The sequence below is a fragment of the Streptomyces sp. NPDC101237 genome (assembly GCF_044767465.1).
In the GTDB taxonomy this organism is placed as follows: domain Bacteria; phylum Actinomycetota; class Actinomycetes; order Streptomycetales; family Streptomycetaceae; genus Streptomyces; species Streptomyces gramineus.
This window is the reverse complement of the sequence record NZ_JBIWNY010000002.1, coordinates 527563-552808: the sequence shown is the minus strand read 5'-3', so window position 1 is coordinate 552808 and position 25246 is coordinate 527563. Positions and strand designations below refer to the sequence as shown.

Here is a 25246-nt window from a genome sequence, read left to right as displayed (position 1 = left end):
CGGTGAATCGCCGCTTCTGGTCGGCTCGTTGTACCGATCGCGCGGCGAACGGGGCCTGGCCGGAAAACGGCCCGGCGCTCAGCGGCGGTGGTGGCCGCCGCCCCCGCCGTGCCCGCGCCCGGCCGCGAGGACCAGCCGCTCCCGGCCGGCGGCGTGGGCGACGCCCGGGTCACCGCGGGCGGGGCGACCGCGCCGCGGGAGACGGCGGGAGCGGGCGGGACGCTCGCGACGATGCGGGAAGGACGGCCACTCCTCGTACGCGGGGGCCGGTCCGCCCCCGGAGTGGTGGAGGCCGGCGGGTCCGGTCTCCTCGTCGGCAGGTCTCGGCATGGACGCGGATTCCAGGAGGAAAGGGGCCGATGAAACAGCTACCGGCGATAACAGGCCAAACCGTCGGAGCCCCCACGCGACGCTCCGTGTCTCACGTGGTGGAAAACACGACGCAACGAGCGTTACCGCACCGTAAGCTCACCGGCATGCAGGTGATCCAGTCGACCAAGCTCGCCAACGTCTGTTACGAGATCCGGGGCCCGGTTCTCGAGGAGGCGATGCGGCTAGAGGCGGCGGGTCACCGCATCCTCAAGCTCAACACCGGCAACCCGGCCGCCTTCGGCTTCGACTGCCCGCCGGAGATCCTGGAGGACATCCTCCGCAACGTCTCCTCGGCGCACGGCTACGGCGACGCCAAGGGCCTGCTGGCGGCCCGGCGCGCGGTCGTCATGCACAACCAGACCCTCGGCATCGAGACCGACGTCGAGCACGTCTACATCGGCAACGGCGTCTCCGAGCTGATCGTGATGGCGATGCAGGGCCTGCTGGACGACGGCGACGAGGTCCTCGTACCGGCACCGGACTACCCGCTGTGGACGGCGGCCGTCTCGCTCTCCGGCGGCACCGCGGTCCACTACCGCTGCGACGAGCAGTCCGACTGGATGCCCGATCTCGCCGACGTCGAGCGCAAGGTCACCGACCGCACCAAGGCGATCGTCATCATCAACCCGAACAACCCGACGGGCGCGGTGTACGACGAGGCGATGCTGCGCGGGCTGACCGACATCGCCCGCCGCCACAACCTCCTGGTCTGCTCGGACGAGATCTACGACAAGATCCTCTACGACGGCGCCACCCACACCCCGACCGCCGCGATCGCCCCGGACCTGCTCACGCTCACCTTCAACGGCATGTCCAAGGCCTACCGGGTGGCCGGTTACCGGGTCGGCTGGATGGCCATCTCCGGCCCGCGCGCGCACGCCGACTCCTACATCGAGGGCCTGACGATCCTGGCGAACATGCGGCTGTGCGCGAACATGCCCGGCCAGCACGGCGTCGTGGCCGCGCTCAGCGGACGCCAGACGATCGGCGACCTGGTGCTGCCCGGCGGCCGCCTGAAGGAGCAGCTGGACACCGCCTACGAGCTGCTCACCCGGATTCCGGGCGTGACCTGCGTCCGGCCCAAGGGCGCCCTCTACCTCTTCCCGCGCCTGGACCCGCAGGTCTTCAAGATCAAGGACGACCGGCAGATGGTCCTGGACCTGCTCCGGCAGGAGAAGATCATGGTCGTGCAGGGCACCGGCTTCAACTGGCCGGAGCCGGATCACTTCCGGGTGGTGACCCTGCCGTCGGTGGGCGACCTGCGGGACGCGATCACCCGGATCGGCCGGTTCCTGGACGGCTACGGGCAGCCGTAGCCGGTCCACGGACGGTGAACAGGGTCAACTTTAGACGAGATCTAAGCTAGGATGGCTTCCTGACAGCACAGGAGGCCATCTCCCATGTACGAACCGATCCGCACCAAGTCGGTGCACAGCACGATGGCCGGTACGCCTTCCGACTTCCCCCACCGGACGCGCGAGGAGGAGCTGGACATCCAGCTCGCCGGACATCTCGCGGCCCTGCTCGCCGTCACGGACGAGCTGCGCGGCCTCACGCCGTCCACGGACCTCGACGCCGCCGCGACCCGGCTGGCCGAGCAGGTGGCCCGGCTGCGGGGCGGACGTACGCCGGTCCGCGCGTCGCCGGCCACGGTCGGGCGCCCCGCACCCCTGCACCAGCGCGCCCACGCGCTGGCCGGCCGCGCGCTGGTCGTCGCCGCGTCCCGGGCGGACACGGCGGCGGCGATCCTCGCGGCGGAGCGCATGGACGCCCACGCGGCGGCGACCGGACTCACCGTCACCGCCTGACCCCGGGCACCCCGCCCCCTCGAACGGCCCCGGTCCGCGCGCCCCCTAACCCCGCGCGGACCGGGTTGCCCCATCTCCCGCCGCGGCTCGGACCGGCGCTCGCCCCGCCGTGGTGATCCGGGACGTCCGATTCACCACCCGTTCACCCCCGTCGCCCAGGAACGTGGAGTTCCGCGAGCACGCTCCGGGACGTGAGACGTATCGCGGGAATCGTCCTGGCGGTGCTGCTGATCGGCGGCGTGGTGGCTGCCGTCGTCGCGGGCCGGCAAGGGGACGACAAGGGCACGGCAACGAAGACCGTGCGTGGGGTGATCGGTTCGGAGAAGTCGGACTTCTTCGCCGATCCCGATGTGGTGAAGGCCCTCGCCGCCAAGGGCTACACCGTGAGGACGGAGGCGTCGGGCTCCTGGGCCATGGACGGCCTCGATCTGAAGGGCTACGACTTCGCGTTCCCCTCCAGCTCGGCGCCCGCCGACCAGCTGGCCGCGAAGTACCACGCCCGCCAGCCGCTCCCGAGGCCCTTCTACTCGCCGCTCGTGGTGGTCGCCCACCGCAGCGCCGCCGACGTGCTGGCGGCCAACGGCCTGGCCGTGCTCGACGGCAAGGGCAAGGGCAAGGGCAAGGGCAAGGGCAAGGGCACCCTGAGGATGACCGCCTACCTGGACGCCGTCCGGCACGACCGGACCTGGCAGCAGCTCAAGGGCGCCACGGCGCACGGCGAGCTGACCGGGACGCTGTACATCACCAGCACCGACCCGGAGACCTCCAACTCCGGCGCCCTCTACCTCGCCGCCACCTCCTACGTCGCCAACGGCGGCCGGGTGGTGGCCGGGAACGCCGACATCACGAGGACGGCGCCGCTGCTGCACCAGCTCGTCAGCGTGCAGGGCGCCCAGCAGCCGAGCAGCGACTCGGTCTTCCGGGACTTCATCAGCGGTGCCGGCAACCCGCTGGTGTGCCTGTACGAGTCGCAGGTCGTCTCGCTGCTCGCCGAACAGCACGGCGCCGACGACCTGGTGGTCCTCTACCCGGACACCACGGTCAACAGCGACCACACGATCGTGCCGCTGGACGACGCGGGCCGGGGACTCGGCGAACTCCTCAGCACCGATCCGGCCCTGCGCAGGCTCGCCGTGAAGCACGGCTTCCGGCCCCAGGGCGACTCCGCCGAGTTCGTCACGGCCACCGCCGACCGGGCCGCGTACCTCAACCAGACACTGACCGGCGTCCGGCAGGCGCCCGTGCCCACCTCCGCGGTGCTGCACGAGATGGCCCGCCGGGCGCGCGGCTGACGGGGGGAAACTGTGAGCAACTTCGACAAGATGAGGCCGAGCGGCGGCGAGCACCCGCCCACGCTGAGCGGCGAGGACGTCTTCACGCTGACCCCGCCCGAGGCGGTCGCGCCGGTGCCGCGGGAGAAGGCCGGCGGTCTCGTGCCCGTCGACGAGGGCGTCCGCACCGACATGGCGCACCGGGCCTCCGTGTACGTCCGCGACCTCGCCGCCCTGGACGCGCGCTCCCCGGAGTTCGCGAGCAAGGTCGGGGAGATCACCGGGCTCGGCGCCGGCGAGATGCGCAGCGCCGCCTCGCAGTCCAACCGCATGCTGGAGCGGGCCGTCCGCAGCCTGCCCGACAAGGGCGGCGACGCCCAGGGCAAGGTCGCCGGATCGCTCGTCGAACTGCGCCGCGTCGTCGAGGACCTGGACCCGCGCGACCTGCCCGCGGGCAAGGGCCGCAAGTTCCTGTCCCGGCTGCCGGGCGGCAACAGACTCCGCGAACCACGTCGCCAAGTACGCCTCCGCGCAGGGCACGTTGAACAAGATCGTGGGCTCGCTGCGCGGCGGCCAGGACGAACTCCGCCGGGACAACGCCGCGTTGCAGACCGAGCGGGTGCGGCTCTGGGAGACCATGGGCAAGCTCCAGGAGTACGTGGTCCTCACCCAGGCCCTGGACAACGCCGTGGAGCAGCACATCGGCCGGAACCCGGATCCCGAGGAGGCCGACGCGCTCCGCGCGGACGTGCTCTTCCCGGTCCGGCAGAAGCACCAGGACCTGCTGACCCAGCTCGCGGTGTCCGCACAGGGCTACCTCGCGATGGACGTCGTACGCCGCAACAACGACGAGCTGATCAAGGGCGTCGAGCGGGCCGCCACCACCACCGTGTCGGCGCTGCGGATCTCGGTGATGCTGGCCTCCGCGCTGGACAACCAGAAGAAGGTCATCGAGCAGGTCAACGCGTTGCGCGGGACGACCGAGGACCTGATCCGGGGCAACGCCGAGATGCTCGCGGGCCAGAGCGGGGAGATCCAGCGCATCGCCGCCGACCCGGCCGTCGGCGCCGAGACGCTGCGCGCCGCCTTCCAGCAGATCTACCGCACGCTCGACGCCATCGACACCTACAAGGTGCAGGCGACCGAGGTGATGGCGAAAACCGTGCAGTCCCTCACGGACGAACTCCGGTCGGCCGGTGCCCACCTGGAGCGCAGCCGCGCCAAGGGCGCGCTGGAGGGCGGCCCGGCATGAACCGACGCCCGCTGCTGACCCTGCTCGCCGCCGCCGCCCTGCTGACCGGATGCACCTCCGCCGGCGACCACCGCGACGACGACGCCACGGCACCCGCACCCGGCACCCTGCGGGTCCTGGCCTCCTCCGAACTGAGCGACATGACGGCCGTCCTCGACCGGGTCCGCAAGGACACCGGCGTGACGGTCCGCCCCACCTACCTGGGCACCCTGGACGCCGTGGACCTGGTCGCCCAGGGCACGGCGGACGGGAGGTACGACGCCCTGTGGCTGTCCTCCGACGACTACCTGCGGCTGCGCCCGGAGGCGGCGAGGAAGGTGGTCTCGGAGACCTCGGTCATGTCCAGCCCGGTCGCGATCGGCGTGCGGACGGCCACGGTCGCCTCGCTCGGCTGGAAGCCGGCCGACGTGACCTGGTCGCAGATCGAGCAGGCCGTGGAGAGCGGCAGGCTCACGTACGGCATGACCGACCCGGCCCGCTCCAACTCCGGCTTCACCACGCTGGTCTCGGTGGCGTCCGCGCTCTCCGGCGCCCAGTCGGCGCTCACCGACGCCGACGTGGCCAAGGCCACCCCGCGGCTGAAGAAGTTCTTCAAGGGCCAGACCCTGACCTCGGGCTCCTCCGGCTGGCTGGCCTCCGCCTACCGGCGGCGCGGCGACGTCGACGCCCTGCTCAACTACGAGTCGGTCCTCAAGGGCATCCCGGGCCTCACCGTGATCCGTCCCCGCGACGGCGTGATCACCGCGGACTACCCGTTCTCGTCGCTGGCCGCCTCCTCCGCCGGCACCCGCGAGGACGTCCGCCGGGTGACCGAGGACCTGCGGAGCACGGCCGTGCAGAAGCTGATCACGGACACCACGCACCGCCGTCCGGTGGTCGCCTCGGTGCCGCCCGCCGCCGGCCTCGACACCACCCGCCGCCGCGAACTCCCCTTCCCGGGCGGCAAGTCGGTGGCCGACGGGCTGATCTCCGCGTACGAGAACGAACTGCGCAGACCGTCCCGCACGGTCTACGTCCTGGACACCTCGGGCTCGATGGAGGGCGACCGTCTCGCCCGCCTGAAGAAGGCCCTGACCGACCTCACGGGCGACTTCCGCGACCGGGAGGAGGTCACCCTGATGCCCTTCGGCTCGGACGTGAAGGACGTCAGCACGCACGTCGTCGACCCGGCCGACCCGGACGCCGGGCTGAACGCGATCCGCGAGGACACCGACGCGCTGCGGGCCGCCGGCGACACCGCGATCTACACGTCCCTGGAGAAGGCGTACGACCGGCTGCGCACCGACCGGGACACCTTCACCTCGATCGTGCTGATGACGGACGGCGAGAACACCACGGGCGCCGAGGCCGGCGAGTTCGACGCCTTCTACCGCGGCCTGTCCGCCGACCGGCGCAACATCCCGGTCTTCCCGATCCTGTTCGGCGACTCCTCCCCCGCCGAGCTGCGGCACATCGCCGACCTGACCGGCGGCCGCCTCTTCGACGCCCAGCAAGGCTCCCTGGACGGCGCCTTCGAGGAGATCCGTGGCTATCAGTAGGGTTCTCGGCTGCCTGGAGTCCCGCAAGAACCTCACCGGTTCGGCGGGCGGCCTCCTCGGCCTGGTCCTCACCTTCACCGGGGTGGCGGGACCGTACTGGCCGGTGGTGGTGGCGGGTCTGTACGGCGCGGGCGCGCTGATCGCGCCGCCGGAGCGGCCGCCGCTGCCGGACTTCCCGACGCCGTCCGCGCAACTGGAGGGCGTGCGGGCCGACTTCGCGAAGCTGGAGACCTACCTGGCGGAGGTCGGCCTGCCGGCGTCGGCCGGGACCCGGCTCGGCGAGCTCACCGGCCTGCTGACGGCCCTGCTCGACCCGGGCTGGGCGGCCGAGCTGCTGGCCCAGGACCCGGAGGGCGTGCACGTGCTGTCCCGGACGGTACGGCAGGACATCCCGGAGGCGGTCGACAGCTTCGTACGGACACGGTGGTGGACGCGCCTGACTCCCGGCCAGGAGCCGCCGGAACGGCACTTGGAACGCCAGCTCACCCTCCTCACGGAGGAGGCGGAACGCCTGGCGGCGACCCTCAGGGACACGGAGGCCGGACGCCAGGAGACCCACACCCGCTACCTGGAAGAACGGGGCAACTGAAACGCCTCTTGCAGGGGCGAGGGGAACCGCGCGAACGCCCCACCACCGGCCGTCAGCCGAGATCGCACCCCCTGTCCCCTTGAAGGCGAAGGCCCGCCGCCCCGCCCCCGTCGGGGCGGACGGGAAGTGACGGGAACGGCGGGCCCACAAGCCACGCACCCCATTGTGCGCGGCCTCGCCCGTTCACACCGCGGCCGGCCGTGACGATCGCTGGTCAGGGCACATCCCGAACCGGCCGCGGAGTCCTGGGGAAGGGGGACTCAGCCCAGGCGCTCCACCAGCGCCCGGTACTCGTCCCACAGCTCCTTCGGCGTGTGCTCGCCGAAGGTGTTCAGGTGGTCGGGGACCAGCGCGGCCTCCTCGCGCCAGATCTCCTTGTCGACGGTGAGCAGGAAGTCGAGGTCGCCGTCGGCCAGGTCGAGCCCGTCGGTGTCGAGGGACTCCCGCGTCGGCAGCACGCCGATGGGCGTCTCCACACCCTCCGCCGTGCCCTCCAGCCGCTCCACGATCCACTTCAGGACCCGGGAGTTCTCGCCGAAGCCGGGCCAGACGAACTTGCCCTCGTCGTTCTTGCGGAACCAGTTGACGTAGTAGATCTTCGGGAGCTTCGCCGGGTCCTTGTCCTTGGCGACGTCGATCCAGTGGGCCATGTAGTCGCCCATGTTGTAGCCGCAGAACGGGAGCATGGCGAACGGGTCGCGGCGCAGCTCGCCGACCTTGCCCTCGGCCGCCGCGGTCTTCTCGGAGGCCACGTTGGCGCCCAGGAACACGCCGTGGTTCCAGTCGAAGGACTCGGTCACCAGCGGGACCGCGGTGGCGCGGCGGCCGCCGAAGAGGATCGCCGAGATCGGCACGCCCCGCGGGTCCTCCCACTCCGGCGCGATGATCGGGCACTGGGCGGCGGGGACGGTGAAGCGCGCGTTGGGGTGGGCGGCCGGGCTGTACCCGTTTTCGTTGGCGGAGGCCGGGGTCCAGTCGTTGCCCTTCCAGTCGGTGAGGTGGGCCGGGAGTTCCTCCGTCATGCCCTCCCACCAGACGTCGTCGTCGTCGGTGAGCGCCACGTTGGTGAAGACCGCGTTGCCCCACAGCGTCTTCATCGCGTTGGCGTTGGTGTGCTCGCCGGTGCCGGGCGCGACGCCGAAGAAGCCGGCCTCGGGGTTGATCGCGTACAGGCGGCCGTCCTCGCCGAACCGCATCCACGCGATGTCGTCGCCGATGGTCTCGACGGTCCAGCCGGAGACGGTGGGCTCCAGCATGGCGAGGTTGGTCTTGCCGCAGGCGCTCGGGAAGGCGGCGGCGACGTACTTGGACTCGCCCTGCGGGGGCGTGAGCTTGAGGATCAGCATGTGCTCGGCGAGCCAGCCCTCGTCGCGTGCCATCACGGAGGCGATGCGCAGGGCGTAGCACTTCTTGCCGAGCAGGGCGTTGCCGCCGTAGCCGGAGCCGTAGGACCAGATCTCGCGGGACTCGGGGAAGTGCGAGATGTACTTGGTCTGGTTGCAGGGCCAGGGCACGTCGGCCTGGCCGGGCTCCAGCGGGGCGCCGAGGGTGTGCACGGCCTTCACGAAGAAGCCCTCTTCGCCGAGTTCGTCGAGGACGGCCTGGCCCATGCGCGTCATCGTGCGCATGGAGGCGGCGACGTACGCGGAGTCGGTGATCTCCACGCCGATCGCGGAGAGCGGGGAGCCGAGGGGGCCCATGCAGAACGGGACGACGTACATCGTCCGGCCCTTCATCGCGCCGCGGAACAGGCCCTGTTCGCCCGCGAAGATCTCCCGCATCTCGGCGGGGGCCTTCCAGTGGTTGGTGGGGCCGGCGTCCTTCTCCTGCTCGGAGCAGATGAAGGTGCGGTCCTCGACCCGGGCGACATCGGTGGGGTCGGAGGCCGCGTAGTAGGAGTGGGGGCGCTTGATCGGGTCGAGCTTCTTGAAGGTGCCCTTCGCCACGAGCTCTTCGCACAGTCGCTCGTACTCGGCCTCGGATCCGTCACACCAGACCACACTGTCCGGCTGCGTCAGTTCGGCGATCTCGTTGACCCACGAGATCAGTTCCTGATGTTTGGTGGGGATGACGGTGGGAGCCGCGATGTCGCGCGCCACGATTGCTCCTAAATGAGGGGTTTTTTTGATCTTTTGGTCCGCTGAGGACCTTGTCGCCCCGTGGGGGCTGCGACCCGGATGCTTCTCGTAGCCGCTCATCCGGTGCCGACCGCACTCATTTGATCCTCCGACTCGATCACCCATCTGTCCAGAGGGAGTCACAGATGAGCGACGTGAGGAAGGCCACGGTCGCGGGGCCGACCTGCGCTTCTTTGCGTCCACATTGAGTTCGCCTCAAGGTCTTTTTGCCCGGCGGGACGAGCGGGGCCGGAGCCCGTGAGACGATGGCCACTCCCGGACCGTCATCGGCCGAGACTGATCCGTAACCTACGGTTCCGTAGATACGATGCGGTGCATGACTGCGCCCGTCCCCGACGCGCCCTCGGATTCGCCGGCCGCCGGCCGCGGCTCCAGCGCGCTCTCCTCCCTGTCGCACCAGGTCAAGCCCAAGTTGCGCGGCTGGCTGCATCTGGGCATGTTCCCGGCCGTACTGGTCTCGGGTCTCGTTCTCACCGCCCTCGCCACCTCACCGCGCGGCCGCGTCGCTTGCGGGATCTACACCCTGACGGCATGTCTGCTGTTCGGCGTGAGCGCGCTCTACCACCGGGGCAACTGGAGTCCGCGCATGGACGGCGTGCTGCGCAGACTCGACCACGCCAACATCTTCCTGATCATCGCGGGCACCTACACCCCGCTGACCCTGCTGCTCCTGCCGGCCTCGAAGGGCCAGTGGCTGCTGTGGGGCGTGTGGGCCGCGGCCGCGGCCGGCATCGTCTTCCGGGTCTTCTGGGTCGGCGCCCCTCGCTGGCTGTACACGCCCTGCTACATAGCGATGGGCTGGGCGGCGGTCTTCTACCTGCCCGACTTCATGCGCACCGGCGGCATCGCCGTACTGGTCCTGGTGATCGTCGGCGGCCTCCTCTACAGCGCGGGCGGCGTGATCTACGGCATCAAGCGCCCGAACCCGTCACCGCGCTACTTCGGCTTCCACGAGGTCTTCCACTCCCTCACGCTGGCCGCGTTCGTCGTCCACTACGTGGGGATCTCCCTGGTGGCCTACCAGCACGCGTAACCCCGCCCTCCACCCCCGAAGCGGCCACGGCTCCCCAGCCGTGGCCGCTTTTCGCATGCCCTGACACCCACCCCCCATTGACAGACGCTAGATTTTGAGAGCTACTCTCATTTCATGGTTACTGTCACTCACTCTGACGACGCCCACCGCGACCCCCGCCGCTGGTGGGCCCTGGGCGCCCTGGTCGCGAGCATGCTGGTGCTCGGCTTCGACACGACGATCCTCAACGTGGCGCTCCCGACGATGGCCGGGGACCTCGGCGCCACCACCAGTCAGCAGCAGTGGATGGCGGACGCCTACGTCGTCGTCTTCGCCTCGCTGATGCTCCCCGCCGGACTCCTCGGCGACCGCTTCGGCCGCCGCCGGATGCTCGTCACCGGCCTGGTGGTCTTCCTGGCCGGATCCCTGGTCGGCGCCCTGGCCGACGACGTGCACCGGGTGATCGCCGCCCGCGCGGTGATGGGCGTCGGCGCGGCACTGGTGATGCCGCTCGCCCTGTCCGTGCTGCCCTCGCTGTTCGGACCGCGGGAACGCACCCGGGCCGTCGGCATCGTCTCGGCCGCCTCGGCGCTCGGCCTGCCGCTCGGTCCGATCATCGGCGGCTTCCTGCTCAACCACTTCTGGTGGGGCTCGGTCTTCCTGATCAACGTCCCGATGGCCGCGATCGGCGTCACCGCCTGCGTCTTCCTGCTCCCCGAGACCCGCGATCCCGCTTCCCCGAAGGTCGACGTCCTGTCCACCGCACTGACCGCGACCGGCCTCGGCGCCCTGATCTACGCGATCATCGAAGCCCCCGACCGCGGCTGGGGCGACCCGCTGGTCCTGGTCCCGCTGGCGGCCGCAGCCGCCCTCCTCACCGGCCTGGTGCTGCGCGAACGCCGCGTGGAGCGCCCCATGCTCGACATGAGCCTCCTCGGCCACCGCGGCTTCCTGCTCAACACCCTCGCCGCGACCCTGGTGATGTTCGTGCTCTCCGGGCTGCTGTTCGTGCTGCCGCCCTACCTCCAGGCGGTCCTCGGCAACGACGCCCTCGGCACCGGCCTGCGCCTGCTGCCCATGATGGGCGGCCTGCTGGTGGCCGCGCGGGGCGCCGAGGCGATCGTCGCCCGCTTCGGATCACGCGCGGTGATCGCCACCGGCCTGGTCGTCCTCGCCTTCGCCGCGATCCTCGGCAGCCGTACGACCGTGGACTCCGGCTACGGCCACACCGCGCTGTGGCTGTCCGTCGCGGGCCTCGGCTTCGGCTTCTCGGTGGTCCCCGCCATGGACGGCGCCCTCGCCGCCCTGCCCGGCGACCGGGCCGGCAGCGGTTCCGGGCTGCTGATGACCACCCGCCAGGTCGGCGGCGCCATCGGCATCGCGCTGCTCGGCAGCCTGCTCGCGAGCACCTTCCGTGACCGTCTCGACGTGACCGGGCTGCCCGCCGCGCTCGGCCACACCGCCGGCGAGTCCGTGGTCGCCGCCCACCTGGTCGCCGCAAGGACCGGCTCGGCCCCGCTCGCCGCCTCCGCCGACGCCGCGTACGTCCACGGCATGGGCCTGGTCCTGCTGGTGTGCGGCATCGCAGCCCTGGTGACCGCGCTGCTGGCGGCCGCGTTCCTGCCGGGCGCCCCGGCCGCCCGTGGCACCGTCGAGGAGGCCGACGGGAACGGGGACCCGGCCGTGGCCCCCGCCACCGCCCATGGCGGACAATGACCAGCATGACGGCACCGCGCACCTCCTTCTCCCCGGCCGACAACCCCCGGCTCGGCCTGCGCGAGCGGAAGAAGATCAAGACCCGTGAGGCGATCCGCGAGGCCATGTACGCGCTGGTCGAGGAGCAGGGGTACGAGGCCACGACGATCGAGCAGATCGCCGAGCGGGCCGAGGTGTCGCCGTCCACCGTCTTCCGGTACTTCCCGACCAAGGAGGACATCGTCCTCACCGACGAGTACGACCCGCTGATCCTGGAGGAGCTCCGCGCCCGGCCCGCCGACGAGCCGTGGCCGGAGTCCCTGCGCCAGGTGATGCACCGGGCGGTCGCGCTGGGCATGAAGGACGCCCACCCGGTCTCCCGGCTGCGCACCCGCCTGATGGTCGAGGTGCCCGCGGTGCGCTCCCGGATGATGGAGAGCATGTCGGAGACCGGCCGGCTGCTCTGCCAGGCCATCGGCGAGCGCACCGGGCGCGACCCGCACAGCCTGGAGGTGCGGGTCTACGCGATGTCCATCGTCGGCGGGCTCATGGAGACCTCCATGTACTGGGCGGAGCAGGATCACGCGCCCGAGTTCGAGACCCTCGTGGACCGCGCGCTCAATGTCATCGAACACGGGCTGCCGGCCGAAAAACCCTGAGGCCCCGACCGCCCGGCGTGCCATCCTGACCAGGTGAACACCGCCGAGATCAGCGTCGAAGTCGCCCCCGAACTGGCCCTGTTCGTCCCGCACGCCCGCCGTACCGGCGCGCACCCGCTCGCCGTCGACGGCGTCTCCACGCTCGGCCACGTGATCGAGTCCCTGGGCGTCCCGCTCACCGAGGTCGGCGCCCTGGTGGTGGACGGCCTGGAGGTCCCGGCCGGGCACGTCCCGGCGGCCGGCGAGTCGGTGGAGGTACGCGCGGTCCGGCGCCCGCAGCACGTCCCGGGCGCCCCGCTCCGCTTCCTCCTCGACGTCCACCTCGGCACCCTCGCCCGCCGGCTGCGCCTGCTCGGCGTGGACGCCGCCTACGAGTCGACGGACATCGGCGACCCGGCCCTCTCCGCCCGGTCGGCGGCCGAGCGGCGCGTGCTGCTCAGCCGCGACCGCGGCCTGCTGCGTCGCCGCGAGTTGTGGGCCGGTGCCTTCGTGTACAGCACCAGCCCGGACGACCAGCTCCGCGACGTCCTGCACCGTTTCGCGCCCGAACTGCGCCCCTGGACCCGCTGCACGGCCTGCAACGGCCTGCTGCGGAAGGCGACCAAGGAGGAGGTGGCGGACCAGCTGAAGGGCGGCACGCAGAAGTCGTACGACGTCTTCGCGCAGTGCGCCGAGTGCGGCCGCGCCTACTGGAAGGGCGCGCACCACGAGCAGCTGGAGGCCATCGTGGAGCGCGCCCTCGCCGAGTTCGCCTGAGGTGCCCGCTCCGGGTCAGCTGCGGCCCAGCGCCCGGTACTCCCAGCCGGCCGTCCGCCACTCGGCGGGGTCCAGGGCGTGCCGGCCGTCCACGACCCGGCGCCGGTTCACCACGGAGCCCATCACCTCCGGGTCGATCTCCCGGAACTGCGCCCACTCGGTGAGCAGCACCACCACGTCGGCGCCCGCGGCGGTCCCCAGCACATCGGTGCCGTAGGTCAGCTCCGGGTGCACGCGGCGGGCGTTGTCCATGGCCACCGGGTCGTAGACGGTCACCTGGGCGCCGGCCCGGTGCAGCGCGGCGGCGACGTCCAGCGCCGGGGCGTCCCGGACGTCGTCCGAGTCGGGCTTGAAGGCCGCGCCCAGCGCGGCCACCCTCGTCCCGGCCAGCTCCCCGCCGGCCAGCTCGCGGACCAGGTCCACGGTGCGGGCCCGGCGGCGCTGGTTGATGCCGTCCACCTCGCGCAGGAACGCCACCGCCTGGGCGACGTCCAGTTCCTCGGCGCGGTGGATGAACGCCCGGATGTCCTTGGGCAGGCAGCCGCCGCCGAAGCCGAGGCCCGGCCTGAGGAAGCGGCCGCCGATCCGGTCGTCGTAGGCCAGCGCCTGCGCCAGCACGTGCACGTCGGCGCCGGCCGCCTCGCAGACCTCCGCCATGGCGTTGATGTACGAGATCTTCGTGGCCAGGAACGAGTTGGCGGCGACCTTGACCAGCTCGGCGGTCGGCAGGTCGGCGACCACCACGGGGGTGCCCTGGGCGATGACCGGCGCGAACGCGGCGCGCAGCCGCTCCTCCGCCCACGCGGACTCGGTGCCGAACACCAGCCGGTCGGGGTGCAGGGTGTCCTCCACGGCGAAGCCCTCCCGCAGGAACTCCGGGTTCCAGGCGAGTTCGACCTGGTCGCCGGCCGGGGCGGTGGCGCGGACCAGCTCCGCGAGCCGGGCCGCGGTGCCCACCGGGACCGTTGACTTGCCGACCACCAGGGCCCGGCGGCGCAGGTGCCGGGCCAGCTCGGTGACCGCGCCCTCGACGTAGGTGAGGTCCGCCGCGTAGGAGCCGGGCTGCTGCGGGGTGCCCACGCAGACGAAGTGGACGTCGCCGAACTCGGCGGCCTCCGCGAGGCTGGTGGTGAAGTGCAGGCGGCCCGATTCCTGTGCCTTGACGAGGAGTTCGGGCAGACCTGGCTCGAAGAACGGCACCCGGCCGGCTCTCAGCAGTTCGATCTTCGCGTGGTCCACGTCGACGCCGAGCACGTCGTAGCCGAGTGCCGCCATGCACACGGCGTGCGTGGCGCCCAGGTAGCCGGTGCCGATGACGGTGAGACGGGGCGTGCCGGTGCCGTCGAGAGAAGTGTCCATGATGCCTCCGAGAGGGGTTCCCGAGCAGGGCGCGCGCATGCCGAAGGCGCGCGTGGGTGAAGGAGAGGGACTGCGCCGGCGTGCGGGGCCCGGTCGCGCGCCGGGCCCCTCGCCGTCAGGAGGAGCAGGCGGTGTTGGCGAGGCCCTTCGCCGCGCCGCCGACCTTGTTGTCGCAGGCGACCTTGTTGTCCTCGACGGGCGCGAGATGGAAGCCGTAGCCGGGGCCGTCCACTTCGGCGGTGTTGCCCCGGAACACGTTCCCGGTGCCCCAGCCGTCGAGGATCCGGTGGGTCTGGAAGCCGTCCTCGCGGGAGTGCCGGCCGACGTTGTCCTTGATCAGCCAGTTGTTTCCCTTGACGTCGACCCAGGAGTCGTTGTGCCCGCCGCTGAGCCCGGCGCCGTCGAAGGTGTTCCCGACGAGCGAGCCGCCCGTGGTGCCCTCCTTGATGTCGACGGACTCGGCGGTGGTGGCGCTGACGTGGTTGCCGCGGATGACGTTGTCGTCGCTCCTGTCGGGCTTGCAGTCGCTGACCGTGCACCAGTTGGACTCGGCCGAGCCGACGTAGATGCCCTCGCCGAACTTCTCCTTGCGCCTGCCGGTGTCCCGGACCGTGTTGTACGCCACCAGGTTGCCGGAGCTGAAGTCGCGCAGGTGGATGCCCTCGTCGCCGATGTTCTCGACGGTCAGGCCCTGGACGACGGTGTGGTGGACGCGGTCGGCCATGACGCCCTTCTGGCCGTTGCGGACCGTGAAGCCGATCAGCCGCCAGTAGTCGGCGCCGTCCAGGTGGAAGCCGTAGCCGCCGTCGACGCCACCGGCGTCGATCACCGCGCCGGGCCCGCCGCACAGGAAGATCGGCTTGGCCGCGGTGCCGGGGACGGACGCGGTGAACCGGTCGTCGTACACCGCGTCCCGCATCCGGATGACGTCGCCGGGCCGTGCCCGGTCCAGTGCCCGGGCGAGGGACTGGGCGTCCCCGACGGTGACCGTGGCCGCCGGGCACGCCGTCCCTCCGGACCCGGCGGGCGCGGCGGCGGACGCGGTGGGTCCGGGCGTCGGGTCGCCGGACGCCGTACCGTCCGGCTCCGGGGCCGCGGAGGCGGTCCCGGAACCGTCGGCGTCGTCCGAGGGCGTGGCCACCGGGATGGTGGGGCCCGCGTCGGGGCCCGCCCCGTACACCACGGGCGGGCCGTCCCCGCCGGAGGCGGCCACGATGAGCGCCACCACCGAGACCAGCAGGGCGGCCGACGCCACCCACAGCGGCACGCCGCCGAGGACCCAGATCCGGCGCAGCCGCTGCACTGCCGGGGGCCGGGTCCCCGGGGTGCCCGTGTCCGGGGTGTGGTCGCTCATTCGCTCATCACCGGCACCCTGCGGCGGCCCGCCACGTCGATCTCGGCCGGGGGCGGGGCGGGCAGCGGCGCCTTGTCGGAGTACGGGTGGACGATCGGACCGGCCGGCCCGTGACCGCGCCGCCTGCGGCGGCCCATGAGGGCCGAGAACAGGATCAGCAGCAGGATGCCCGTCCACAGTAGGGTCATCGGGCTCGCGTAGTGCTTGACCCTGACCCAGAAGGAGCTGGTGTCGTACCAGGCGAAGGTCTGGTTCTCCTTGATGTCGGTGTCGCCGTGGGAGCGCCCGGCGTCCAGCGCGCTGGGGCCGACCCCGCCGATCACGTTGAAGGAGACCGTCGTCCCGTCGACGCCGCCGACCAGGCTGACCCCGTGGTGGGTGGCGTCCTGGACGGTGTTGCCGCGTATCTCGGCGGCCGAGTCGCGGACGTAGACGCCGGTCTCGGGGCCGTCGATGATGTTGCCGGTGACGGTGGCGTCGCCGACGCCGTCCCGGACCGAGATGCCCTGCCGGTCCTGGCCGGTGAGGCGGTTGCCGGTGATGGACACCTTGTCCGCCTCCAGGCGGGCCACGATCCCCATGTCACCGCCCTCGATGCGGTTGTTCTGCACACCGACGTCGAAGCCGCCCAGCACCTCGACGCCGTAGCGGCCGTTGTCCTTCGCCACGCTGTTGGCGACCGAGTTGGAGCCGTAGCTGTCGACGGCCTGGCCCGAGGCGGAGGGGCCGTCGGCGAGCGGCTTGCCGCTGAGGGTGTAGCCGTTGCCGCCGTTGCCCTCGGCGGTGGACCCGCTGATGCGCACCTGCTGGGTGGCGCGGGAGAGGATGAAGCCGTCGCCGCCGTTGTCCTTGGCGACCGTGCGCTGCACCAGCGAGCTGGAGACGAAGCGGTGCAGCACCACACCGTCCTGCAGGCTGTCCCGCACGGTCGTGTCGCTGATCTCGATCCCGGTGGCACTGGAGATGAAGATCCCGAAGGCGTTGCCGGTGATGGTCGAGTGGGTGATGGAGCCGGAGACGTAGGAGAGACCGCCGGTCGAGAAGCGCGCGTCGGGGGTGGTCAGTTCCCCGGAGGGCATGGCGGTGACGTCTCCGCTGCCGGCGCCGTCGTCCTGCGCGTCGTCCCGCTTCCTGGCCCGCTCGCGTGCGGTCTTGCCGTGGATCTGGCCGGTGTTCTCCAGCGAGCCGGTGTTCGGCCGGTCGGTGCCGGTGAGGCTGAGCCCGCCGGTGCGGCCGCTCCAGAAGCCCAGGTCCGAGAGTTCGGTGTGGGTCATCTCGAACTGGCCGCCGATGGTGCGTACATAGGCGCGGCCGTCGCGGACGTCGGTGTCGGCCCTGTTGTTCCGCGGGTCCCAGCTGGTGATCTTCAACGGCGCCTGGGCGGTGCCCTGCAGCGCCAGTTCGCCGCCGAAGGAGACGATGGAGACGAAGCCGCTGCGGTTGCTGGCCATCCGCAGGGTGAGACCGCCCGGGTTGGACAGCTTCAGCTTGGCGCCGACGTTGAGGTAGATGTTCTCGGTCAGCAGGTACGAGCCGTCCTTGCGCCGCACGAAGGTCTGCGGGGCGAGTTTCAGCAGGTCGGCGATGGTGTAGGCGTTGCTGCGCTCGGTGAGCACGAGGGTGTAGCCGTTGTCGGTGTCCAGCCGGTAGGGCACGGTCCACTTGGTGCTCTGCAGCGGTGCCACCGAGGTGAACGCCCGTACCTGGTTGAGCCGGTGGTCCTCGTCGGCGACGAGCGCGGCCTGCGTCTCGGCGTCCTCGGCGGCCAGTTTCCGCGTCCTGTCGCCGTTTTCGTCGGCGTGCGCCGTGGCGGAGGTGCCGAGCAGCAGCGTCGCCGCCGCCGCGAAGGCGCCGAGCAGCGCGGCCGTTCTGGCGCCCGCCCGGCGCAGCCGGACGCCGGGTCCGGGCCTGGTGCGGGTCTTGAGCTGTGCTGACATGGTGTCAGATCACCTCCGGCTGGAGAGCGGGGTGGTTCTGACCGCCGCCGGCAAGGGTCGAGGCGCTCTGGCCCTCGCCTCCGACGCTGGTGGAACTGCGGGTGAGCCAGCCCTGCTTGTTCATGGTGACGAAGGCGTACAGCTTGATCGGCAGCGAGATCATGATGACCACGACGGCCGTGAGCGGCAGCAGCAGGATCTCCTGCGGGTGCCGGCGCAGGTGCGAGTAGCCGCGTACCGCGCGGCCCAGCATCAGCCAGACGAGCGTGAGGGCGATGCCGCGCGGGCTGAGGTCGAGGCGGCTCAGCAGCAGGTAGCCGAGGGCCATGCCCATGGTCACCGGGGTGAGCAGGATCTGCAGCACGGTGATCTTGGTGACCAGCGGGGCCCGCCACAGCCAGCCCTTGTAGAGCGCGGTCAGGTAGCACCGGTAGGAGTTGCGGCTCCAGCGCACGCGCTGCTTCACGAAGGCCCGGAAGGACGAGGGGAACATGGAGACCGCCCGCGCCGAGGACTGGTGCACCGTCTTGTAGCCGGAGGCGAGCACGAGCCAGGTCAGCCGCCCGTCGTCGCCCGCCACGCAGCGGCGGCCGAGGAAGAACTCGTTCTCCAGGTTCTCCAGGACCGGCAGGACCGCGGCCCTGCGGTAGGCGGCCGTACGCCCCGAGAGGCAGGCCACGGCGCCGGCCCGGCCCATGGCGGGGACGTAGTCGTAGTAGCGGAGGTTGACCAGCCAGTCGGCTATGCGGCGCCAGACGCTGGTGGTGCGCTGGTAGACGTTCTGCTGGGTGCCCACGCCGCCGACCGCGGGGTCCGCGAAGGGCATCTGCACGGCGTCCAGCAGTCCCGGCTCCCAGCGGGTGTCGGAGTCCACCAGGACGAGGACCTCGCCGGTGGCCGCGCGGATGCCGACCCCCAAGGCGGAACGTTTCCCTCGGTGTTCGAAGGCGAGCACCCGGACTCGCGGGTCCTCCACCAGCGACAGCCGGTGCAGCACCTCGTGGTCGTCGACGTCCGGGACGATGATGATCTCGGCCGGATCCTGGGCCAGCCAGGTCTCCAGGCACTCCAGCAGGATGTCAGGGTCTTCCCGGTACGCCGGGACCACCACGGAGACACTGGTGCGGAAGGTGTTGACGACCGGTCTGGCGAACCGGGAGAGCACCGCTCGGTACAGCCAGAGCGCCCAGACGAAGAGTCCTGCGAGCCCCAGCGGCATCAGCTCTCGCCACGAAGTTTCCCCCACAGCCTCGACGATCCACGACCAGACCTGGTCGAAGAACTCGGACAATGTTGCGTTCTCCCCCCACACATGACACGACTGCCTCGGTCCGAAAAGCGACAGAACCGGGCACTGTTTCGGCGATGCTAGAAGTTCATGGGTGAACGAGGATCACACAAAGCGCGAACTTCACTCACAGAATCTTCACACATCGGCCGTCGTGGGCGTACAGAGCCGCCTGATGACCGCTGTGCGGGACTCCCGATTCCCCACTTGCTCCCCGGCCGTGACCACGCGTCACACGCGTCACGGCGCGAGGTGGATCATATGGGGGTGATGTGAAGAGCACGAACTCTTCAGATAAATGACATGTTTCGACGCGACGAGCGCCGGGAGACCTCAGCCGCCCAGCGCCGCCCTGAGCCGTTCCGGGTCGGTGGTCGGGGCGTCACAGGTGAAGCCGCGGCACACGTACGCCGCCGCCTCGTCGCCGACGAGCGGACGCCCGGCCAGCAACGGGAACTCGTCGCTCCCCGCCGTCCCCACGGCCACCACCGCACCGGGGGCGACGCCCAGCAGCGCGGTGCGGTGCAGCGCCACCGTACGGCCGTCCCGCCGGTCCGGTCCCACGACCGCGATCTCCCGCGGGCCGTCGAGCAGCGCCTCGGCGACCGCGAGCCCCCAGCCGACGAAGCGCGGAACCCGCGGCCCGAGCGCCCCGACGACGCCCAACGCCCGTTCGGCCGCCGTGCGATGGACCTCCGAACCGGTGTGGGCCGCGTAACCGAGCAGTGCGCCCGCGGCCGCCGTCCAGCCGGACGGCGTGGCGTTGTCGGTCGGATCCTGCGGACGCCGGATCAGCCGCTCGGCGTCGGAGGCGGTGTCGTAGAGGGCACCGGTCTCCGGGTCGGCGAACCCGGTCAGGACGTGGCCGAGGAGCAGTCCGGCGAACTCCAGCCAGACCCCCTCGCCGGTCACGGACGCGAGCGCGAGGAAGCCCTCGGCGACATCGCCGTAGTCCTCCAGCACACCCGCGTTGGCACCGACCCGGCCGCCCCTGCTGGTGCGGGCGATCCGCGCGTGGTCGTCGAGATGCAGCCGGACCAGGAGGTCCGCGGCACCGACCGCCGCCTCGACCAGGTCCGGCCGGTCGAAGTAGGCGCCGGTCTCGGCCAGCGCGGCGACGGCGAGCCCGTTCCAGGCGGCGACGACCTTGTCGTCCCGGCCGGGCGCGGGCCGCCGCGCCCGCGCCGCGAGCAGCCGCCGCCTGACCGACTCGACCTTCTCCGCGTCGAACACAGCTTCCTGCTGCGGGAGTTGCAGAACCGACTGGCCGTGCTCGAAGGTGCCGTCCGCGGTCACGCCGAAGTACCGGGCGGCGAGTTCGGCGTCCGCACCGAGGATCTCGTCGAGCTGCGCGGGCGTCCACACGTAGTACGCGCCCTCGACGTGCGCACCGGTCTCGTCGTCGCTGTCGGCGTCCAGCGCGGAGGCGAACCCGCCCTCCTCGGTGCGCAGTTCGCGGACCATGAAGTCGGCGGTCTCCAGCGCGACCCGGCGGGCCGACTCCGACCCGGTGGCCCGCCACAGGTGGGCGTACACCCGGCAGAGCAGGGCGTTGTCGTACAGCATCTTCTCGAAGTGCGGCACGGTCCAGTCACGGTCGACGGAGTACCGGGCGAAGCCGCCGCCGAGCTGGTCGTACAGCCCGCCGCGGGCCATCCGCTCACAGGTGTCCACGGCCATCTGCAGGGCGCCCTCGGAACCGGTCCTGGCGTGGTGGCGCAGCAGGAACTCGACGACCATGGACGGCGGGAACTTGGGGGCGCCGCCGAACCCGCCGCGCTGCGCGTCGTACTCGCGGGTGAGGCCGAGCAGGGCCTGCGCGAGTTCCTGCTCGCCGGGCGGCCGGGTGCCCTGGTGGCCGATCTCCCGCTCGGTGAGATCACGGACGATCTTCCCGGCGACCTCGGCGACCTCGTCCCGCCGGTCCGCCCAGGCACTCCGCACGCCCTCCAGGACCTGCCGGAAGGACGGCATCCCGTGGCGCGGCGCGGGCGGGAAGTAGGTACCGAAGTAGAAGGGCTCGGCGTCCGGCGTCAGGAACACGGTCATCGGCCAGCCGCCCTGCCCGGTGGCCGCCTGCACGGCCTCCATGTAGACGGCGTCGATGTCGGGGCGCTCCTCGCGGTCCACCTTGACGGAGACGAAGTGCTCGTTGAGGTAGTCGGCGGTGGCCCGGTCCTCGAACGATTCGTGGGCCATCACGTGGCACCAGTGGCACGCCGAGTAACCGACCGACAGCAGGACGGGCACGTTCCGCCGCCGCGCCTCCTCGAACGCGGCGGGCTCCCAGGGCCACCAGTCGACCGGGTTGTCCGCGTGCTGAAGCAGATACGGCGAGGTCACACCAGCCAGGCGGTTCATGCGGTCCAGCCTCTCACAGCGCCCGGCCCGGCCGGCGGTCCCGCACGGACGCCGTCTCGCGGGCGTGGGCCTCACAGTCCGTGTGAGCCACGACCCGCGCCGGGACGGAACAGGCCGGGGAGCACGGGTGTTGGAGCGGTCATCGACGGGGAAGGCGTGGAGCATGACGCGGGCGAGGCGGCTGAAGCGGTGGGCACTGATCCTGCTCGGATCGTCCGCCGTGCTGCTCGTGCCGTGGATGGTGGTGCTGGCGCTGACGCTGCCCACCAGGACCGAGGTGCACAACTGGTCGCTGGCCTGGATCGGGCTGGACGTCCTGATGGCGCTGGGCTGCGCGGGCACCGCCGTGCTGGGGCTGCGCGGTGACCCCCGGGCCCGCCTGACGGCCTCGGCGACGGCATCGGTCGCGGTCCTGGACGCCTGGTTCGACCTGACGACGTCGCCGGTGGGCACCGAGCTGGCGGTGGCGGTCGGCAGCGCGGTCGCGGAGGCGGGCCTGGCGGCGGCGTGCGTCTACCTGGCGCTGTCCAAGGGCCGGCACGGCGAGCCCGTGTCCAGGTAGTCCGCCCTCTTCGATGATCCGGCCCTCTCGCAACTTCGCGCTCTCCCAAGGACACTCATAGGCAAGACAGTTGCCGCTGGAGGGGGACGGGACATGCGGGACGCCCATCGGGCGGAAGCCGACCGGCTGCTGGTCAAGGCCGTGGAGGAGGAGGTGCGCCGCTCCGGCGGCCGGATCGACGGACAACTGCTGCTGACACGGGCCCGCGGCGCCCTGGAGTCGATGGCGCGGACCGCCGCCGCCGAGTACGACGCCTACACCCGCGCTCTGGACGAGCAGGAGGCGGGCCGGCAGAGCTTCGGCCAGCGCTACGCCAGAGACGGCGCCGGAACTCCCCTGCTGGTGGCGGCCGTCGCCGCCGTCGCCGCGGCCGTCGCCGACCTCTCCTTCGGCACCGGCGCGGGCCCGGCGCTCGGCGCGGGCGCGGCCGCCGGCGTGATCGGCGCGGCCGCGACGGTCGTCAAGGTCGCCGGCACCCACCTGCCCGCCGCCCACCACCAGGCCGGGGAGGCGGGACAGCCCGGCGGTCCCGAGCAGCTGCGTCTGCAGTGGCTGACCGCCCTGGAGGTACGGGGCATCCGCCCGTTCCTCGACCAGCAGCGGGTGCTGAGCGCGTCGACGGGGCCGAAGAAGCAGGCTCCGGGGCTGCGCGGCACGGACAAGAGCGCGGCGGCCCGCAGGCGCACGGTGCTGCAGCAGTCGTTCGGCCAGCTCCCCGATCCGCGGGGCCCGTTCGCCGGCCGTCACCAGGAACTGGCGCGGATCCGGCAGTGGGCGCAGGCCGCGCGGGCGACCACGGAGACCCGTCCGACGGTCGTGGTCCTGCACGGGGAGCCCGGCTCCGGGCGGACGGCCCTGGCCGTCCGGGCCACCCACGAGCTGAAGGACTTCTTCCGGGGCGCGGTGGTGGTGGACCTGCGCGGCGACACCAGCGGCGAGCCGCCGCTGCCCACCCGGGACGCGCTGCTGCACCTGCTCAACCGGCTGGGCGCGCCGCGTGAGCAGCTGCTGTTCCGTGAGCGCTCCTCGGCCGACCAGCAGGTCAAACGGCTCGGCGAGCTGTACCACCAGCATCTGACCGGGCTGCCGGTGACGATCGTGCTGGACGACGCCTCGGACGCCGAGCAGGTGCGCACGCTGATCCCGGAGCGCTCGGACAGCCTGGTCCTCGTCACCGCGCGGGAGCCGCTGGACCTGCCCGCGGATCTGCCGGCCTGGGTGCACCGGCTGCCGGTGACCGCGCTGGACGCGGCGGGCGCGGAGGAGCTGCTGGGCACGGCGGGCGAGGACGCGTCGGGGCCCTACGACGCCCAGTCGGCCGAGCGCATCCGGGAGTTGTGCGGCGGGCTGCCGCTGGCGCTGCGGGTGGCGGGCTCGTCCCTGGGGGTGCGGTCACCGCTCCAGCTGGCGACGGACCTCGCCGCGTACGGGCCGGTCGAGCCGGTGGAGCGGGTGCTGTGGCTGCGCTACACCGACCAGTCGGAGACCGGACGGCGGCTGCTGCGCCGGCTGGCGCTGGCGGGCCGGTCCTCGCTGGGGGCGGCGGCCGCGGCGGCCCTGCTGGCCACGGACGAGGCGGAGGCGGCCCGGCATCTGGCCGCGCTCGCGCGGGCCGGCCTGATCGACCACGTCCGGGGCAGCCGCTACCGGCTGCACGACCTGGTCCGTGCCTTCGCGCAGGCCCGGCTCGCCGACGAGGAGGAGCCGGCCGACCGTACGGCGGCCCAGGAGCGGCTGATCGTCAACTACGGCGAGCTGGCGGACTCCGTGCTGCGGCTGGTGGACGGCAACATGTCGACCCGCTCGGACCGGTTCAGTCCGCACGGCTTCACCTCCCTCGACGAGGCGCTGCGCTGGCTGGACGACGAGTCGAGCTTCATCACGGCGGCGCTGCGGCACGCGGAGGGCGTCGACCAGGCGGCCGTGCAGAGCCTGCTGGGCGCCCTGTGCGACTACTGCCTGCTCCGCGGCGACCTGTACCGGCTCGGTGAGATCAGCGAGCTGGCGCAGGCGGTGGACCAGGGCCTGCTGGTGCGTTCGGTGCAGTGGCGTACCGGTATCGCGGCCCGGCAGCTGGGCGAGCTGGACAAGGCGCGCACCACCCTCACCTCGGTCGTGGACCTCTACATGGAGGCGCACCACGACGCCGGCGCGGCCCGTGCCCTGTGCTCCCTCGGGATCACCCTGCACCATCAGGGCAACCTCACCGAGGCGGCGGCCAGGCTCCAGGAGGCGCTGGATCTCCAGGCGGCCCCTCAGCTGGCGACCGACCGGGCCTGGACGATGCACGCGCTGGCCGCGGTGCAGCGCGACCGCGCCCGGCTGCCGGAGGCGATGGACCTGCTCACCCGCTCGCTCGTGCTGCACCGGGAGGGCAACTCGGTGCACGGCGAGGCCTGGGCGTACTTCCAGCTCGGCCAGCTGGCGCTGCGGATGGGCGACGTACCGCGTGCGGAACGCGAGTTGGGGGCGGCGCTGGAGCGTTACGGCCGTACCCGGGACGCCCGTGGCGAGGCCTGGGCGCTGACCCAGCTGGCCCGGGCGCGGCTGGTGGACGGTGACGCGACCCCGGCGGTGGAGGCCCTGCGGCAGGCGGCCGCCCGGCACCGGGAGAACGAGGACGCGCGCGGCGAGGCCTGGACGGTCTACTACCTGGGCCAGGCCCTGGAGGAGACCGGCACCCTGGACCAGGCGGTCCGCGAACTGGAACGCTCGCGCACGATGTTCTCCCGGATGCGGGACGTGTACGGACTGGCCTGCGCCCGCCATCACTCGGCCCGGGCCACCCGGGACCAGCGGGCCGCCCAGACCGGTTCGCTGCGCAACTCCGGATTCGCCCGTCAGCTCCTGGTCGACGCGCGCGCCGACTTCCAACGCATCGGTGTCGTCCACGGCGAGGCCTGGACCTGCCTGGAACTGGCCGTCGTGGACGCGGGCAACAACCGCACCCAGCAGGCCATGGCCCTGTGCGACGAGGCGGCGACCCTGTTCTCGTCGTACGGCGATCGCCGCGGCGAGGACTGGGCCCGCTTCCTGCGCTGCACCCTGCTCCCCTACGCGGCGCCGGGCGGCGTGGAGGTGGGCACGGCGGTCGCCCAGGAGGAGCTGGCCCAGCTCTCCCGCGGCGCCCATCCGCTGCGCGACGAGAAGCTGGCCGAGTACGTCACGGCGTACGGCCTGCTGCTGGACCGCGGGATCGCGCTGGAGTCCGGCTGGCAGGCCTGGCGCCTGGGCATGGTGCCGAGCCGGCACGCCCGGGAGGTGATGGGAGTGCCGGTTCCTGAGGCGTCCTGAC

18 protein-coding genes and 1 pseudogene are annotated in these 25246 nt (G+C 72.0%); 12 read left to right on the top strand and 7 right to left on the bottom strand.

The features are described from left to right. Positions 1-78 precede the first annotated feature (78 nt). Positions 79-330, bottom strand: a complete 252-nt coding sequence (locus tag ACIRQ9_RS05605) for a hypothetical protein (protein WP_404167414.1) — start codon at positions 328-330, stop codon at positions 79-81. Between the two features lie 146 nt (positions 331-476). Between ACIRQ9_RS05605 and ACIRQ9_RS05600 the strand changes: the two genes are divergently transcribed. The 6 genes and pseudogenes from ACIRQ9_RS05600 to ACIRQ9_RS05575 all read left to right on the top strand — a co-directional run bounded on the left by ACIRQ9_RS05600 (position 477) and on the right by ACIRQ9_RS05575 (position 6830). Continuing rightward, positions 477-1688, top strand: coding sequence for a pyridoxal phosphate-dependent aminotransferase (locus ACIRQ9_RS05600; protein ID WP_404167412.1), 1212 nt, complete (start codon positions 477-479; stop codon positions 1686-1688). Between the two features lie 84 nt (positions 1689-1772). Beyond that, positions 1773-2180, top strand: coding sequence for a hypothetical protein (locus ACIRQ9_RS05595; RefSeq protein WP_404167410.1), 408 nt, complete (start codon positions 1773-1775; stop codon positions 2178-2180). A 191-nt stretch (positions 2181-2371) separates the two neighbouring features. Beyond that, on the top strand, positions 2372-3472 hold the full coding sequence (locus ACIRQ9_RS05590) for a hypothetical protein (RefSeq protein ID WP_404167408.1): 1101 nt from the start codon (positions 2372-2374) through the stop codon (positions 3470-3472). A 30-nt stretch (positions 3473-3502) separates the two neighbouring features. Then, positions 3503-4703 (top strand): annotated as a pseudogene (locus ACIRQ9_RS05585) (toxic anion resistance protein). Further along, entirely contained in the window at positions 4700-6241 is a 1542-nt protein-coding gene (locus ACIRQ9_RS05580) for a substrate-binding domain-containing protein (protein ID WP_404167406.1), read from the top strand. The pseudogene ACIRQ9_RS05585 and the gene ACIRQ9_RS05580 overlap by 4 nt, the downstream one beginning before the upstream one ends. Continuing rightward, entirely contained in the window at positions 6228-6830 is a 603-nt protein-coding gene (locus ACIRQ9_RS05575; RefSeq protein ID WP_404167404.1) for a hypothetical protein, read from the top strand. Before ACIRQ9_RS05580 ends, ACIRQ9_RS05575 begins: the two co-directional genes overlap by 14 nt. Positions 6831-7090: 260 nt before the next feature. Here ACIRQ9_RS05575 and ACIRQ9_RS05570 read toward each other — a convergent pair whose 3' ends face one another. After that, positions 7091-8929 carry a phosphoenolpyruvate carboxykinase (GTP) gene (locus tag ACIRQ9_RS05570; RefSeq protein WP_404167402.1) on the bottom strand — a complete coding sequence of 613 codons (1839 nt, stop codon included), beginning with the start codon at positions 8927-8929 and terminating at the stop codon, positions 7091-7093. Between the two features lie 355 nt (positions 8930-9284). Between ACIRQ9_RS05570 and ACIRQ9_RS05565 the strand changes: the two genes are divergently transcribed. From ACIRQ9_RS05565 to ACIRQ9_RS05550, 4 genes are all read left to right on the top strand, one after another. Further along, entirely contained in the window at positions 9285-10001 is a 717-nt protein-coding gene (locus ACIRQ9_RS05565; RefSeq protein ID WP_404167400.1) for a hemolysin III family protein, read from the top strand. Between the two features lie 114 nt (positions 10002-10115). After that, the gene (locus ACIRQ9_RS05560; protein WP_404167398.1) at positions 10116-11696 is read left to right on the top strand and encodes an MFS transporter; all 1581 of its coding nucleotides are present in this window, start codon (positions 10116-10118) and stop codon (positions 11694-11696) included. After that, positions 11693-12334 (top strand): TetR/AcrR family transcriptional regulator, encoded by a 642-nt coding sequence (locus ACIRQ9_RS05555; RefSeq protein WP_404167396.1) that lies wholly within the window; start codon positions 11693-11695, stop codon positions 12332-12334. The genes ACIRQ9_RS05560 and ACIRQ9_RS05555 overlap by 4 nt, the downstream gene beginning before the upstream one ends. Positions 12335-12367: 33 nt before the next feature. Next, the gene (locus ACIRQ9_RS05550; RefSeq protein WP_404167394.1) at positions 12368-13090 is read left to right on the top strand and encodes a Mut7-C RNAse domain-containing protein; all 723 of its coding nucleotides are present in this window, start codon (positions 12368-12370) and stop codon (positions 13088-13090) included. A gap of 15 nt (positions 13091-13105) precedes the next feature. On the opposite strand, the gene ACIRQ9_RS05545 is transcribed toward ACIRQ9_RS05550, so the two are convergent. The 5 genes from ACIRQ9_RS05545 to ACIRQ9_RS05525 form a co-directional block, all read right to left on the bottom strand. Further along, a complete protein-coding gene (locus ACIRQ9_RS05545) occupies positions 13106-14449 on the bottom strand; it encodes a UDP-glucose dehydrogenase family protein (protein WP_404167392.1) in 1344 nt (447 codons plus the stop codon). 115 nt (positions 14450-14564) lie between these two features. Beyond that, a complete protein-coding gene (locus tag ACIRQ9_RS05540; RefSeq protein ID WP_404167390.1) occupies positions 14565-15803 on the bottom strand; it encodes a right-handed parallel beta-helix repeat-containing protein in 1239 nt (412 codons plus the stop codon). After that, the gene (locus ACIRQ9_RS05535) at positions 15800-17740 is read right to left on the bottom strand and encodes a right-handed parallel beta-helix repeat-containing protein (RefSeq protein ID WP_404167388.1); all 1941 of its coding nucleotides are present in this window, start codon (positions 17738-17740) and stop codon (positions 15800-15802) included. Before ACIRQ9_RS05535 ends, ACIRQ9_RS05540 begins: the two co-directional genes overlap by 4 nt. A 4-nt stretch (positions 17741-17744) precedes the next feature. Beyond that, the gene (locus tag ACIRQ9_RS05530) at positions 17745-19031 is read right to left on the bottom strand and encodes a glycosyltransferase family 2 protein (protein WP_404167386.1); all 1287 of its coding nucleotides are present in this window, start codon (positions 19029-19031) and stop codon (positions 17745-17747) included. A gap of 330 nt (positions 19032-19361) precedes the next feature. Beyond that, entirely contained in the window at positions 19362-21389 is a 2028-nt protein-coding gene (locus ACIRQ9_RS05525; RefSeq protein ID WP_404167384.1) for a thioredoxin domain-containing protein, read from the bottom strand. Between the two features lie 163 nt (positions 21390-21552). On the opposite strand from ACIRQ9_RS05525, the gene ACIRQ9_RS05520 reads away from it, so the two are divergent. Both ACIRQ9_RS05520 and ACIRQ9_RS05515 read left to right on the top strand, forming a co-directional pair. After that, entirely contained in the window at positions 21553-21951 is a 399-nt protein-coding gene (locus ACIRQ9_RS05520) for a hypothetical protein (RefSeq protein ID WP_404167382.1), read from the top strand. Positions 21952-22044: 93 nt separating this feature from the next. Next, complete coding sequence (locus tag ACIRQ9_RS05515; RefSeq protein ID WP_404167380.1) at positions 22045-25245, top strand: tetratricopeptide repeat protein; 3201 nt, start codon at positions 22045-22047, stop codon at positions 25243-25245. Position 25246: the final 1 nt, after the last annotated feature.

Coding starts and splice junctions, on each gene's coding strand:
- ACIRQ9_RS05605 (WP_404167414.1), bottom strand. CDS start 330: ATGCCGAGACCTGCCGACGAGGAGACCGGACCCGCCGGCCTCCACCAC.
- ACIRQ9_RS05600 (WP_404167412.1), top strand. CDS start 477: ATGCAGGTGATCCAGTCGACCAAGCTCGCCAACGTCTGTTACGAGATC.
- ACIRQ9_RS05595 (WP_404167410.1), top strand. CDS start 1,773: ATGTACGAACCGATCCGCACCAAGTCGGTGCACAGCACGATGGCCGGT.
- ACIRQ9_RS05580 (WP_404167406.1), top strand. CDS start 4,700: ATGAACCGACGCCCGCTGCTGACCCTGCTCGCCGCCGCCGCCCTGCTG.
- ACIRQ9_RS05565 (WP_404167400.1), top strand. CDS start 9,285: ATGACTGCGCCCGTCCCCGACGCGCCCTCGGATTCGCCGGCCGCCGGC.
- ACIRQ9_RS05560 (WP_404167398.1), top strand. CDS start 10,116: ATGGTTACTGTCACTCACTCTGACGACGCCCACCGCGACCCCCGCCGC.
- ACIRQ9_RS05555 (WP_404167396.1), top strand. CDS start 11,693: ATGACCAGCATGACGGCACCGCGCACCTCCTTCTCCCCGGCCGACAAC.
- ACIRQ9_RS05545 (WP_404167392.1), bottom strand. CDS start 14,449: ATGGACACTTCTCTCGACGGCACCGGCACGCCCCGTCTCACCGTCATC.
- ACIRQ9_RS05540 (WP_404167390.1), bottom strand. CDS start 15,803: ATGAGCGACCACACCCCGGACACGGGCACCCCGGGGACCCGGCCCCCG.
- ACIRQ9_RS05535 (WP_404167388.1), bottom strand. CDS start 17,740: ATGTCAGCACAGCTCAAGACCCGCACCAGGCCCGGACCCGGCGTCCGG.
- ACIRQ9_RS05525 (WP_404167384.1), bottom strand. CDS start 21,389: ATGAACCGCCTGGCTGGTGTGACCTCGCCGTATCTGCTTCAGCACGCG.
- ACIRQ9_RS05520 (WP_404167382.1), top strand. CDS start 21,553: ATGACGCGGGCGAGGCGGCTGAAGCGGTGGGCACTGATCCTGCTCGGA.
- ACIRQ9_RS05515 (WP_404167380.1), top strand. CDS start 22,045: ATGCGGGACGCCCATCGGGCGGAAGCCGACCGGCTGCTGGTCAAGGCC.